The following is a 12,053-nucleotide window of genomic DNA, read 5'->3' as shown; positions in this document are numbered from 1 at the left end:
CTCATACGAAGATTCGGCTGTGAATCCCTGAAATCACAAAAAGTGATGATTTAGCAAAGAATAATAGAATCTATTGATCGATCGGAATGGGCTTAATCTGATCCATCGCGGCGGCAAGGCCGGGAAGCATGACTTCGCTGCGTCCATAAAGCTCCTGCGACCCGCCGTCCGTGCGTCCCGTGATGTAGTTCCGGGCATCTTCCGGCACATGGTCGCGGCGGCAGAAGTCTTCGAACAGGTGACGCCAGCCGTGGTTCGGGGATAATTCGGGGCGCTGATCGAATGGGATGATGTCGCGAACCCATGTGCTGATACGAGGCTGGATAAGGACGGTGTCTTTCGTGTCGCCCTTGAACAGGCGTCCCGGCTTCGCTGCCTTCACGAACTCGATAAGGCCCTCATCGACTAGAGCCTTGTGGACCGGGATGCGCCGTTCGCTGCTTGCCGTCTTCAGCGAGCGCGCGCCAACGGTCGTTACCTTCCAGAACCACCGGCCACCGATTTCGAAGAAATCTTCCTTCCGAAGATTTCCGGCCTCGCTGACACGCATACCGGAATAAGCGCAAAGCCACGGTATCCACCGGAACATCGGCTTGTCCTCGTTTCTGGTGGCGGCGAGGACACGCTTAGCTTCATCCATTGTGAATGCGCGAAGGTAAGAGGGTAGGGTTGTGTAGTCGGGGGCCTTGATGCCGTTCAAGGGGTTGCCAGCGGGGAAGAAATTGGCCGGGTCGTTATGCCTTCCCCAATTCATGACCGTTCGGACATTCTGGAGCATCGCCTTAACGGTGCGGTTGCTGAGTTCGCCCGCGTCTTGCAAAGCTTCAATCCAGCCTTTGCCTTCTGCCGCTGTAACGGTCATCGCGTTCTTGCTCTTGCGCCACTTCGCGAACGCAGTGCAATGGTCGCGATACTTTTTCGCAGTTCGGTCGGGGAGGGGCTTGGCGTTCTTACCTCGCGCCCGCCGCTTCACCTCGTCGTCAATGATGGTGTCGAACGTGATCGGGTCAGGCTCGTCATTATATATAGGGGGCGCGTCGGCAAGCAGTGGGTGGACTGGTTCCCCTGTGAAGTTCCCTTCGTCGCGTTCATCCTGCCGAAGCATGGCTTCATAGGAGGCCACACAAAGGGCTTGTGCCAAAGCTCGCCATTCCGGTGTTCCTCTTACGGCATCGGTGTTGCCGGCGAGGCGGGCGCGCTCTACCCGTGCGCCTACAAGGTCGTCTAGTTCGTCATCGGTAAGGCGTCCGGCAAAGCCGTCGCGGAAACGGCGTCCTTCGTCGGCATCAACGCCCATCTGAGCATAGCGCGGATCATGCGTCCGAATTTCAGCGTCAAAGGTAATCTGGCTTTGGTAGTCGCGGATGGCGATCTGTTGCGCTGTGAGAGGGTAGGGTGTTGCCTTCGCCTGTTGTCCGGTCGCCGCTTCATGCTTCTGGCGGGCAATCCCTATCTGCCGCTGTATCGAAGCCACGGCGGCGGCATGGTTCCGAAGGGCCGTTCGGCGGTCGCCGCCTAGCTGAATTTCCAGTTCGGCGCGATTATCGAGGTATGGGCGAAGATAGGGCGGGATGACGACTCGCGCGGAGTAGCGCCCGTTGCGTTCTTTCCAGTGCCGGAGGTTGCCAGCCATTGCGAACCCATTTTGTGACGTGATTTGTGACGTCAATATGGGCGAAACGCCTTACGGCGCAAGGGGTCTAAGCAATATCAAAGGGATAGAATGGTGGGCGATGAGAGACTCGAACTCCCGACATCCTCGGTGTAAACGAGGCGCTCTACCAACTGAGCTAATCGCCCGCCTGCGGCTGCGGAGCAAGTGTCCCGCCGCGTCGGTGGCCGTGATCTATGCGGATCGAAGAAAAACCGCAAGAGCTTTCGTGATGTTTTTTTGAATTTTTTGAGCAGACGGCGCTAATCGGCAGGCGGGGGCGGGGAAAGAGATGAAGCGTCATCCTTTTGTCTTGAAACCTGCTTGACACCCGATCGCGAACCTCTTAGTTAGCCGCTCAACCAAGCGGTCGAGGCCGCAAGGGAGGGCGTTGCCCTTGAGTAATGCGCGGGTGTAGCTCAGTCGGTTAGAGTGCCGGCCTGTCACGCCGGAGGTCGCGGGTTCGAGCCCCGTCACTCGCGCCATTCTCCTCCTCGAATATCCGTCAGTCGCGCGATCAGCGTGATGAAGCGGATGCCGAAAGTCGGCAATATGCGCGGGTGTAGCTCAGTCGGTTAGAGTGCCGGCCTGTCACGCCGGAGGTCGCGGGTTCGAGCCCCGTCACTCGCGCCATTTGTTTCCTAGGTCCTGTCGATCCATTGTTCTTCCGTGAGCGAAAGATTCCTGAAGTGTTTCTCCCGGCTGTCTCTTGCCGCTGAACACCATGTGCTTGTTTCCGCGGCGTCGCGTGCGGCTGAGTGACGCTGTCCGTCGAGGTGAACTTTTAGGACGCGTCGTCGGCCCAACTTCGTGATCCTTTTGGAACTCGGTGGGTTTCCGCCGGGGGCGCTCATGCCGGTTCTTCGGTCCAAGCCGCGTGTTTATTGCAAATTATGCTTTGGAACTGCTTCATTTTGGTGCAGGGGCTGCCGTTCAAAAGTCTTGCGCCGCGCCTTCGGCTGCGCTAGTCACGGCTTATTGCAATGCACGTTCGCTTGCCGCGCACGAATGATGAGCGTCGCCCCGGCGCTATGGCAAGCAGGGATCGAATATCATGAGTGAACTCCTCACTTCCTATGTCCCGATCGCGATTTTTATCGGCATCTCCATGGTGATCGGATTGGCGCTTTTGATCGCGCCGTTCGCTGTCGCCTACAAGGCTCCCGACTCGGAAAAGCTTTCAGCCTATGAGTGCGGCTTCAATGCCTTTGATGATGCGCGCATGAAGTTCGATATTCGGTTCTACCTCGTCTCGATTCTCTTCATCATCTTTGACCTTGAGGTGGCCTTCCTGTTCCCCTGGGCTGTGTCCTTCGGTGCCATCGGTTGGTTCGGCTTCTGGTCTATGATGGTTTTCCTTGCCGTTCTGACGATCGGCTTCATTTATGAATGGAAGAAAGGAGCGCTGGAATGGGAGTAGTCGACAGCGGCAATACCCTGGTGGCGCCGAAGCCGAAGGGGATCATCGATCCCAATACCGGCAAGCCCATCGGCAGCGACGACGCGTTCTTCGGCGAGATCAACAATGAACTCGCCGACAAGGGTTTTCTCGTCACCTCGACCGACGAGCTGATCAACTGGGCCCGCACCGGCTCGCTGATGTGGATGACGTTCGGTCTTGCGTGCTGCGCTGTGGAAATGATGCAGCTCTCGATGCCCCGCTACGACGTGGAGCGGTTCGGTTTTGCTCCTCGCGCTTCGCCGCGTCAGTCGGACGTGATGATCGTAGCCGGCACGTTGACCAACAAGATGGCGCCGGCGCTCCGCAAGGTTTATGACCAGATGCCGGAGCCGCGCTATGTGATCTCCATGGGCTCCTGCGCCAATGGTGGCGGCTATTATCACTATTCCTATTCGGTGGTCCGTGGCTGCGATCGCGTCGTGCCGATCGATATCTATGTTCCGGGCTGTCCCCCCACGGCGGAGGCGCTCCTTTACGGCGTGCTTCTGCTGCAGAAGAAAATCCGGCGGACCGGCACGATCGAGCGCTAAGGGCCAAAGGCTAAGGGTAATTGGACAAGATCATGAGTGAAGCCCTGAACGAGCTTTCGACCTACATCCGCGAAGCGCGTGCGTCGCTCGTGGAGGACGCCACGATTGCCTATGGCGAACTGACGCTGACGACGACGGCACAAAGCCTTCTGCCCCTTCTGACATTTCTCAGGGACGACGTGCAGTGCGGTTTCGTGAGCTTCATCGACATCTGCGGTGTGGATTATCCCGCGCGTGAGAAGCGTTTCGACGTGATCTACCATCTGCTTTCGCCGCGCCAGAATCTGCGTGTTCGCGTTAAGGTGGTGACCGCGGAGGACGAGCCGGTGCCGTCCGCCTGCTCCGTTTACCCGGGAGCCGACTGGTTCGAGCGCGAAGCGTGGGACATGTATGGCATCCTGTTTACCGGCCATCCGGATCTGCGCCGCATCCTGACCGATTATGGTTTTGAAGGTCATCCGCTCCGCAAGGATTTCCCGACGACCGGTTTTGTCGAAGTTCGTTACGACGACAACGCCAAGCGGGTGGTCTACGAGCCGGTCGAACTTCGCCAGGAATTCCGCAGCTTTGACTTTCTTTCTCCGTGGGAGGGTACCGACTACGTCCTTCCGGGAGATGAAAAGGCCAAGGTTTAAGAAGCACCGGCGCGGTGAGCGCCGGTCGAACGCATTCCTTCCCGCTCGGGGGCGGTCTTCGCCCGGTATGGAGCAAGCAGTATGACTGAACACAACGTCCGCAACTTCAACATCAATTTCGGACCGCAGCATCCGGCGGCGCACGGCGTGTTGCGGCTTGTGCTGGAGCTGGACGGCGAGATCGTCGAGCGTGTCGATCCGCATATCGGTCTTTTGCATCGCGGCACCGAAAAGCTTATCGAAACCAAGACCTATCTGCAGGCGATCCCCTATTTCGACCGGCTCGATTACGTCGCGCCGATGAACCAGGAGCACGCTTTTGCCCTGGCCATCGAAAAGCTGATCGGCCTCGAGATCCCGATTCGCGGCCAGCTGATCCGCGTGCTCTATTCGGAAATCGGCCGCATCCTCTCGCACCTCCTCAACGTCACCACCCAGGCCATGGACGTCGGCGCCTTGACGCCGCCGCTCTGGGGCTTCGAGGAGCGCGAAAAGCTGATGGTGTTCTATGAGCGCGCCTCAGGTGCGCGCATGCACGCCGCTTATTTCCGTCCGGGCGGGGTACATCAGGATCTGCCCCCGGAATTGGTGGAAGACATCGGCAAATGGTGCGATGAGTTTCCGTCGAAGTTGGACGACATCGATGATCTCCTCACCGGCAACCGTATTTTCAAGCAGCGTAACGTCGATATCGGCGTCGTGACGCTGGAAGATGCCTGGGCCTGGGGATTCTCAGGCGTCATGGTTCGCGGTTCGGGCGCTGCCTGGGACCTGCGACGCGCGCAGCCCTACGAGTGCTATTCGGAGCTGGATTTCGATATCCCGATCGGCAAGAACGGCGACTGCTACGATCGCTATCTCATCCGCATGATCGAGATGCGCGAGTCCTGCAAGATCATGAAGCAGTGCGTCGATCGCCTGCTGGGCGACGCCAAGACCGGACCTTTCTCTTCGCCGGATGGCAAGGTGGTGCCGCCGAAGCGTGGCGAGATGAAGCGCTCGATGGAAGCCTTGATCCACCACTTCAAGCTCTACACCGAGGGTTATCACGTGCCCGCCGGCGAGGTTTACGCGGCGGTCGAAGCGCCGAAGGGCGAGTTCGGCGTCTTCCTGGTGGCCGACGGCACCAACAAGCCTTACCGCTGCAAGATCCGCGCGCCGGGTTACGCCCATCTGCAGGCGATGGATTTCATCTGTCGCGGGCACCAGTTGGCGGACGTTTCGGCTGTCCTCGGCTCGCTGGATATCGTGTTCGGTGAGGTGGACCGCTGATGATCCGAGCTATCGTCGCTGCCGGAATGGTCTTTGCGGCTCCCGTTGCCTTCGCGCAGCAGGATCAGGCGCAGGTGTCCGGCGGTTCGACGGTCAGCGGCGGATCGAGATCAATGTCTGATCTCCTGTCTGACGGGTATGAGATCAAGGCGAGTGTTCCCAATGGAACAAAGTTCATAGTGTTCATGCAGAAAGAGAAGTCTGCCTATGCCTGCGAGTTCGTGACGCTCACGAAAACCAGGTGTGGATCCATAAACTGATAAGGCGTGGAAAAGAATGTCCGTTCGTCGATTAGCCGAAGATAGCGTCCAGCCGGCAGCGTTCGCCTTCAACGAGGAGAATGCCGCCTGGGCCGAGGCAACGATCAGGAAATATCCGGAAGGCCGGCAGCAGTCCGCGGTGATCCCGCTTCTGATGCGTGCGCAGGAGCAGGACGGTTGGGTGACCCGGGCGTCGATCGAGCATGTCGCCAACAGATTGGACATGCCCTATATCCGCGTCCTGGAGGTTGCGACCTTCTACACGCAGTTCCAGCTGAAGCCGGTCGGTACGCGCGCCCATATCCAGGTCTGCGGCACCACACCATGCATGCTGCGTGGTGCGGAAGACCTCATGAAGGTCTGTCAGAAGAAGATCCATCACGATCCCTTCGCGTTGAACGCCGAGGGCACCTTGTCGTGGGAAGAAGTCGAGTGTCAGGGCGCCTGCGTCAATGCGCCGATGGTCATCATCTTCAAGGATGCCTATGAGGATCTGACGCCGGAGCGGCTGGAAGAGATCATCGACGCGTTTGAGGCAGGCAAGGGCGATCAGGTCAAACCAGGCCCGCAGATCGACCGGCATTTCGCCGCACCCGAAGGAGGCGCGCTGACGCTTCTCGAAGAGGTGAAGCCGGTCCGCACCAACTTGGAGCCGCAGCGGGACCTGGCAGAGACTGCCGCCGCCACCGTACCGCCGGCCGATGCCGGGCGTCCGAAGGATACGGCGCCGGAAACCAATCCGACCCTGAAGACGCCGGTAACCGACAAGGAAGGCGCCAAGAAGCGCGCCAAGGCTGCGGAGAAGCAGCCGCTTTCAGGCACGGCGAAGAGCGAGCCCGATCCTAAGGCGGCAGGCAGCGCTGCGGAGGGTGCTCCCCCGGAACCGGGCGCGGTATCGGGCGATTTGAAGCCGAAGCGCACGCGGCGCAAGACGACGACGGAAGGTGAGCCGTCGTGATCATCGAGAATTCTTGTGCGGCCTTCGAAAATGGCTGCATGATGCCAAACAATGACCGACTCAATCTCGGCGGACTTGTGGAATAGATCATGTTGAAAGATCAGGATCGCATCTTTACCAATATCTACGGCCTCAAGGACAAGTCGCTCAAGGGCGCCATGAGCCGCGGCCATTGGGACGGCACCAAGCAGATCATCGAGAAGGGCCGGGACTGGATCATCAACGAGATGAAGGCCTCCGGTCTTCGTGGACGTGGTGGTGCCGGCTTCCCGACCGGTCTCAAGTGGTCGTTCATGCCGAAGGAAAGCGACGGTCGTCCGCATTACCTGGTGGTCAATGCCGACGAATCCGAGCCCGGCACCTGCAAGGACCGCGAAATCATGCGCCACGATCCGCACACGCTGATCGAAGGTTGCTTGATTGCCGGTTTTGCCATGACTGCGCACACCGCCTACATCTACGTGCGCGGCGAGTATATGCGCGAGCGCGAGGCGCTCCAAGCGGCGATCGACGAATGTTACGACGCCGGATTGTTGGGTAAAAACAACAAGAACGGCTGGGATTTTGACATTTACGTTCATCACGGTGCCGGCGCCTATATCTGCGGCGAGGAGACAGCGCTGCTCGAAAGCCTCGAGGGCAAGAAGGGCCAGCCGCGCCTGAAGCCGCCGTTCCCCGCGAATATGGGCCTCTATGGCTGCCCGACGACTGTCAACAACGTCGAGTCGATCGCCGTTGCCCCGACCATCCTGCGCCGCGGCGCCGGCTGGTTTTCGTCGATCGGCCGCCCGAACAATGTTGGCACCAAGCTCTTCATGATCTCGGGCCACGTGAACAAGCCATGCACGGTCGAAGAGGCCATGAGCATTCCGTTCCGTGAACTGATCGAAAAGCATGCCGGCGGCATCCGCGGTGGCTGGGACAACCTGCTCGCCGTCATTCCAGGCGGCGCATCCTGCCCGATTATCAAGGGCGAGGACATGGACGACGCGATTATGGACTTCGACGGAATGCGCGACAAGAAGTCGTCCTTCGGCACCGCCGCGATTATCGTCATGGACAAGTCGACCGACGTCATCAAGGCGATTGCCCGGCTCTCGGCATTCTTCAAGCATGAGAGCTGCGGACAGTGCACGCCTTGCCGCGAAGGCACGGGCTGGATGTGGCGCGTCATGGAGCGCATGGTGAAGGGCAACGCCCAGAAGCGCGAGATCGACATGCTCTTGCAGGTGTCGAAGCAGATCGAAGGGCACACCATTTGCGCGCTCGGCGATGCGGCTGCCTGGCCCATCCAGGGCCTCATCCGCAATTTCCGGCCGGAGATCGAGGCGCGCATCGACCAGTATACCTACAACGCCATGGCGCATGGCGCCGTCATGGAAGCCGCGGAGTAAGCACTTGGCCAAGAAGGGTGACGAGCGGAAGATAGAGGCGGCGGACGATCCGGCGCTTGATCGCGCACGCGCGCCTGATTTTTCCGAGGCACTGTCGCTTAATCCGCTGTTTGCCCACTCGGCAGCCGCCGTGGCCGCAGCGACTGCGATAGGCTTCGGTTTGGCGAACCAGATGGCAAGCGCCTTCTTCGGAGCCCTGCAGGGAGCGATGGAAACCGCCGGCCAGAGGGGTGCTGAGAAGCAGGCCGAAGCCTCGGCTGTGGAAACGCCGGAGGCGACCACTCCGGTTGCCGCAACTGCCGTCGAGGCGCCTCCCGTTGCCAAGACATCCGGCGCGGCCTCGGAAAAGCCCAAGGCAAAGCCGGTCCGTAAGCCCGCCACCGAGAAGAAGGTCGTCGCAAAGCCCGTGCAACTTGATGCTCCTGTTAAAGTTAAGGCCGAGGCAAACACCGTTGCCAAAGCCAAAAAGGCGGTTGCAAGAAAGCCGGCAGTCGTGTCCGGCGCCGATGATTTGAAACGGATTTCCGGTATCGGACCAAAACTGGAAGCGGTCTTGAAGGGGCTCGGCGTGACGAGCGTGTCTCAGATCGCGGCCTGGAAGGATGCGGACATCGCCCGTTTTGACAAGGAATTGGGTTTCGAAGGGCGCATCAAGCGAGACGACTGGGTCGGCCAGGCGAAAGCTCTGTTGAAATAAAGGATTATGTCCCGGGCTTTTGGCTCAAGGGATGGAACTAGGGACGTAAGTGATACGATGGCAAAGCTGAAGGTAGACGGCAAGGAGATCGAGGTTCCGGATCATTTCACGCTGCTTCAGGCGTGCGAGGAAGCCGGCGCCGAGGTACCGCGCTTTTGTTTCCACGAACGTCTTTCGGTCGCGGGCAATTGCCGCATGTGCCTGATCGAGGTGAAGGGCGGACCGCCGAAGCCGGCGGCGTCCTGCGCCATGGGCGTGCGCGACGTTCGCGGTGGCCCGAACGGCGAACTGCCGGAAATCTTCACCAATACGCCGATGGTCAAGAAGGCCCGCGAAGGCGTGATGGAATTCCTGCTGATCAACCATCCGCTGGATTGCCCGATCTGCGACCAGGGCGGCGAATGCGATCTACAGGACCAGGCGATGGCCTTCGGCATCGACAGCTCGCGCTATACGGAAAACAAGCGCGCCGTCGAAGACAAGTATATCGGCCCGCTCGTCAAGACGGTGATGAACCGCTGCATTCACTGCACGCGTTGCGTCCGCTTCACGACGGAAGTCGGCGGCATTTCCGAACTGGGTCTCATCGGCCGCGGCGAAGATGCCGAAATCACCACCTATCTCGAACATGCCATGACTTCCGAGCTGCAGGGCAACGTCATCGACCTTTGCCCGGTTGGAGCGCTGACCTCGCGCCCCTTCGCCTTCACCGCGCGTCCCTGGGAGCTAGGCAAGACGGAATCGATCGACGTCATGGATGCGGTCGGATCGGCCATCCGTGTTGACACCCGCGGCCGCGAAGTGATGCGCATCATGCCGCGCGTCAATGAGCAGGTGAACGAAGAGTGGATCTCCGACAAGACGCGCTTCATCTGGGATGGTCTGAAGACCCAGCGTCTCGACCGCCCCTATGTTCGAAGGAATGGCCGCCTTCAGGCTGCATCCTGGGGCGAAGCCTTCGGCACCATCAAGGCTGCGGTTTCCTCGGCCTCTGCCGACAGGATCGGCGCGATTGCCGGCGACCTGGCATCCGTCGAAGAAATGTATGCCTTGAAGGAGCTGATCCGTTCGCTCGGATCGGAAAACCTCGACTGTCGGCAGGACGGGACGGCGCTTGATCCGTCGCTCGGCCGTGCAAGCTACATCTTCAATCCGACGATTGAAGGCATTGAACAGGCGGGAGCGCTGCTTCTCATCGGCGCCAATCCGCGCCTCGAAGCCGCCGTTCTCAACGCCCGCATTCGCAAGCGTTTCCGCAGAGGCAACTTCCCGATCGGCGTGATCGGCGAAGTTAGCGAATTGCGGTACGTCTACGACTATCTCGGCGCCGGCCCGGAAACGCTTTCCGAGCTTGCCTCCGGTGCGAACAGCTTTGTGGACAAGCTGCGCAATGCCAAGAACCCGATGATCATCGTAGGGCAGGGAGCTCTCGCGCGTCCGGATGGTGCTGCGGTTCTTGCCGCCGCCGCCCAGCTCGCAGGCTCGGTCGGCGCATTGACGGAAGACTGGAACGGCTTTGCGGTGCTGCACACGGCTGCCGCCCGCGTCGGCGGCCTCGATCTCGGCTTCGTACCGGGAACCAAGGGCGGCACTGCTGCACAAATGCTGGGCGACACGGACGTGCTCTTCCTGCTCGGCGCCGATGAGCTCGATTTTTCGAAGAAGGGTGCCAAGTTTACCGTCTATATCGGCAGCCACGGGGATGCCGGTGCGCACAATGCCGACGTCATCCTGCCCGGTGCGGCCTATACGGAAAAGTCCGGTACCTGGGTCAATACCGAAGGCCGGGTCCAGATGAGCACGCGCGCGGGCTTTGCGCCGGGCGACGCTCGTGAAGATTGGGCAATTCTGCGCGCTCTTTCGGATGTGCTCGGAAATAAGCTGCCGTTCGATTCGTTGCCGGCTCTGCGTGCGAAACTTTATGCGGACTACCCGCATTTTGCCGCCCTGGACGAGATCGCAGCGGGTTCGGTGAACGAAATTGCCGCACTTGGTCAAAAACCCGGTGGGATGACGAAGTCCGGGTTTGCGTCGCCGATCAAAGACTTCTATTTGACGAACCCGATTGCACGAGCTTCGGCAGTGATGGCCGAGTGCTCGGCATTGGCCCGCAACAATTTCCAGGCTGCGGCGGAGTAATTTTGAACATGGACTCGTTCTTTTCCATCTATGTCTGGCCGGGCCTGATTATGGTCGCACAGTCGCTGCTGCTGCTGGTCTGCCTGCTCGTCTTTATCGCCTATATCCTGCTTGCCGACCGCAAGATCTGGGCTGCCGTCCAGTTGCGCCGCGGTCCGAACGTCGTCGGCCCCTTCGGCCTGTTCCAGTCCTTCGCCGATCTTTTGAAGTTCGTCTTCAAGGAGCCGATCATTCCGGCTGGCGCCAACAAGAGCGTCTTCCTTCTGGCTCCGCTCGTGTCCGTGACACTGGCGCTTGCGACCTGGGCGGTCATCCCGCTCAATGAGAACTGGGTGATTGCCAACATCAACGTCGGCATCCTCTATGTCTTCGCGATCTCCTCGCTTGAAGTCTACGGCATCATCATGTCGGGCTGGGCCTCGAACTCGAAGTATCCATTCCTCGGCGCTTTGCGTTCTGCGGCACAGATGGTGTCTTACGAAGTATCGATCGGCTTTGTGATCGTGACGGTTCTTCTCTGCGTGGGTTCGCTGAACCTCTCAGACATCGTTTATGCCCAGAAGGACGGTCTCGGCACCATGGTGGGCCTGCCGAATTCCTTCCTCGACTGGCACTGGCTGTCGCTGTTCCCGATGTTCGTGATCTTCTTCATCTCGGGATTGGCGGAAACCAATCGCCCGCCATTCGATCTTCCGGAAGCGGAATCGGAACTGGTTGCGGGCTACATGGTGGAATATTCCTCCGCTCCGTACATGATGCTGATGCTCGGCGAATATGCCGCCATCCTGCTCATCTGCTCGCTGACGACGATCCTTTTCCTGGGTGGCTGGCTGCCGCCGCTCGATATCGCCGTGCTCAACTGGGTCCCCGGCATTATCTGGTTCGTGCTGAAGGGATCGTTCGTCTTCTTCCTCTTTGCAATGGTGAAGGCTTTCGTGCCTCGCTACCGCTACGACCAACTCATGCGCCTTGGCTGGAAGGTGTTCCTGCCGCTGTCGCTTGCAATGGTCATCATCACCGCATTCGTGCTGAAGCTGACAGGATGGGCATGACCA

At 59.7% G+C, this 12,053-nt stretch carries 10 protein-coding genes, 3 tRNA genes and 1 pseudogene; 12 read left to right on the top strand and 2 right to left on the bottom strand.

Going from position 1 to position 12,053, the window contains the following annotated elements; genetic code table 11:
* Nucleotides 1-70: 70 nt before the first annotated feature.
* Nucleotides 71-1,633 (bottom strand): site-specific integrase, encoded by a 1,563-nt coding sequence (locus tag C5L13_RS25420; protein WP_105386065.1) that lies wholly within the window; start codon nucleotides 1,631-1,633, stop codon nucleotides 71-73.
* 91 nt (nucleotides 1,634-1,724) lie between these two features.
* A tRNA-Val gene (locus tag C5L13_RS25415) sits at nucleotides 1,725-1,800 on the bottom strand.
* Nucleotides 1,801-2,059: 259 nt separating this feature from the next.
* Here C5L13_RS25415 and C5L13_RS25410 point away from each other — a divergent pair.
* The 12 genes and pseudogenes from C5L13_RS25410 (at nucleotide 2,060) to nuoH (ending at nucleotide 12,050) form a co-directional block, all read left to right on the top strand.
* A tRNA-Asp gene (locus C5L13_RS25410) sits at nucleotides 2,060-2,136 on the top strand.
* Between the two features lie 71 nt (nucleotides 2,137-2,207).
* Nucleotides 2,208-2,284, top strand: a tRNA-Asp gene (locus C5L13_RS25405).
* A 421-nt stretch (nucleotides 2,285-2,705) separates the two neighbouring features.
* Nucleotides 2,706-3,071 (top strand): NADH-quinone oxidoreductase subunit A, encoded by a 366-nt coding sequence (locus C5L13_RS25400; protein ID WP_105371923.1) that lies wholly within the window; start codon nucleotides 2,706-2,708, stop codon nucleotides 3,069-3,071.
* Nucleotides 3,062-3,643, top strand: a complete 582-nt coding sequence (locus C5L13_RS25395) for a NuoB/complex I 20 kDa subunit family protein (RefSeq protein ID WP_105371922.1) — start codon at nucleotides 3,062-3,064, stop codon at nucleotides 3,641-3,643. The genes C5L13_RS25400 and C5L13_RS25395 overlap by 10 nt, the downstream gene beginning before the upstream one ends.
* 32 nt (nucleotides 3,644-3,675) lie before the next feature.
* Entirely contained in the window at nucleotides 3,676-4,278 is a 603-nt protein-coding gene (locus C5L13_RS25390) for an NADH-quinone oxidoreductase subunit C (protein ID WP_105386137.1), read from the top strand.
* Between the two features lie 81 nt (nucleotides 4,279-4,359).
* Nucleotides 4,360-5,550, top strand: a complete 1,191-nt coding sequence (locus tag C5L13_RS25385; protein ID WP_105386064.1) for an NADH-quinone oxidoreductase subunit D — start codon at nucleotides 4,360-4,362, stop codon at nucleotides 5,548-5,550.
* Nucleotides 5,547-5,810, top strand: coding sequence for a hypothetical protein (locus tag C5L13_RS25380; protein ID WP_205836886.1), 264 nt, complete (start codon nucleotides 5,547-5,549; stop codon nucleotides 5,808-5,810). The genes C5L13_RS25385 and C5L13_RS25380 overlap by 4 nt, the downstream gene beginning before the upstream one ends.
* A 16-nt stretch (nucleotides 5,811-5,826) precedes the next feature.
* A pseudogene (gene nuoE / locus C5L13_RS25375) lies at nucleotides 5,827-6,618 on the top strand (NADH-quinone oxidoreductase subunit NuoE); the annotation flags it as partial.
* Between the two features lie 239 nt (nucleotides 6,619-6,857).
* Nucleotides 6,858-8,162 (top strand): NADH-quinone oxidoreductase subunit NuoF, encoded by a 1,305-nt coding sequence (nuoF, locus tag C5L13_RS25370; RefSeq protein ID WP_105386061.1) that lies wholly within the window; start codon nucleotides 6,858-6,860, stop codon nucleotides 8,160-8,162.
* A gap of 4 nt (nucleotides 8,163-8,166) precedes the next feature.
* Nucleotides 8,167-8,859: a 5' DNA nuclease gene (locus tag C5L13_RS25365; protein WP_245571464.1), complete on the top strand. Its 693-nt coding sequence runs from the start codon at nucleotides 8,167-8,169 to the stop codon at nucleotides 8,857-8,859.
* A 57-nt stretch (nucleotides 8,860-8,916) separates the two neighbouring features.
* Nucleotides 8,917-10,998, top strand: a complete 2,082-nt coding sequence (gene nuoG / locus C5L13_RS25360; RefSeq protein ID WP_105386059.1) for an NADH-quinone oxidoreductase subunit NuoG — start codon at nucleotides 8,917-8,919, stop codon at nucleotides 10,996-10,998.
* Between the two features lie 8 nt (nucleotides 10,999-11,006).
* Entirely contained in the window at nucleotides 11,007-12,050 is a 1,044-nt protein-coding gene (gene nuoH, locus C5L13_RS25355) for an NADH-quinone oxidoreductase subunit NuoH (protein ID WP_105386136.1), read from the top strand.
* Nucleotides 12,051-12,053 lie beyond the last annotated feature (3 nt).

The organism is Neorhizobium alkalisoli, from assembly GCF_002968635.1.
In the GTDB taxonomy this organism is placed as follows: domain Bacteria; phylum Pseudomonadota; class Alphaproteobacteria; order Rhizobiales; family Rhizobiaceae; genus Neorhizobium; species Neorhizobium alkalisoli.
This window is presented reverse-complemented; position numbering and strand designations above follow the sequence as displayed.

Excerpts from the sequence above, each read along its gene's own strand:
- nuoF (WP_105386061.1), top strand. The coding sequence starts at position 6,858 with ATGTTGAAAGATCAGGATCGCATCTTTACCAATATCTACGGCCTCAAG.
- C5L13_RS25395 (WP_105371922.1), top strand. The coding sequence starts at position 3,062 with ATGGGAGTAGTCGACAGCGGCAATACCCTGGTGGCGCCGAAGCCGAAG.
- nuoH (WP_105386136.1), top strand. The coding sequence starts at position 11,007 with ATGGACTCGTTCTTTTCCATCTATGTCTGGCCGGGCCTGATTATGGTC.
- C5L13_RS25385 (WP_105386064.1), top strand. The coding sequence starts at position 4,360 with ATGACTGAACACAACGTCCGCAACTTCAACATCAATTTCGGACCGCAG.
- C5L13_RS25400 (WP_105371923.1), top strand. The coding sequence starts at position 2,706 with ATGAGTGAACTCCTCACTTCCTATGTCCCGATCGCGATTTTTATCGGC.
- C5L13_RS25420 (WP_105386065.1), bottom strand. The coding sequence starts at position 1,633 with ATGGCTGGCAACCTCCGGCACTGGAAAGAACGCAACGGGCGCTACTCC.
- nuoG (WP_105386059.1), top strand. The coding sequence starts at position 8,917 with ATGGCAAAGCTGAAGGTAGACGGCAAGGAGATCGAGGTTCCGGATCAT.
- C5L13_RS25390 (WP_105386137.1), top strand. The coding sequence starts at position 3,676 with ATGAGTGAAGCCCTGAACGAGCTTTCGACCTACATCCGCGAAGCGCGT.